Annotated in this window: 1 protein-coding gene; it reads left to right on the top strand. The window is 44.0% G+C overall.

Annotated elements, in window-relative coordinates; genetic code table 11:
- Positions 1 to 235: hypothetical protein (locus ACQY8X_RS21260; protein WP_428037117.1), on the top strand; the 235-nt coding region annotated here is incomplete at its 5' end.
- Positions 236 to 500 lie beyond the last annotated feature (265 nt).

Below are 500 nucleotides of genomic sequence, written 5' to 3'. Positions count from 1 at the left end.
GATTTATGTTCCTATAAATCCTGTGATGCGGCAGAGAGAGAGAGAGAGCAACACAGTAAAGGCAAGAAAGAGTAGAAAATCGTTTGTTGAAAGAATCAATACTGGAAGGGCTAAGCTGTCCAGTTTCAGGGCTTCTCTCTATTGGCAGGGAGACCATGTGAAGATGAAGCTCTGTTCTATTCACCCCTCTGCCAAAGGAGAGTTGCCCTGTAACTGGACTAAGCTTAAGGTTTAGGGCTGTAGGGAACCTTACGACGGTTTCGAGCTTTCCAGCTACACTGCCATTGAAGATGCAAGGTTTGAATGACCTGTGTTATTGCGTTTACATGTGTATATCCATCCAGACAGTTGCCCATTTATTTTTTCTTGAGCCCTTTGTGTTTGTGGTCTCCATTTTGCTGAATGACTGATGCCGGACATGTTCGGTATACAGCTAAAGTTTTGGTATACGATGAACCAGGCATTAGCAGCTCAGTGATGTACCTTAGGAAGGGATGTAA

Source organism: Amphritea sp. (genome assembly GCF_050300915.1).
Taxonomy (GTDB): domain Bacteria; phylum Pseudomonadota; class Gammaproteobacteria; order Pseudomonadales; family Balneatricaceae; genus Amphritea.
Note: the sequence above shows the minus strand (reverse complement) of the source record. Positions and strands in the feature narration are given on the sequence as shown.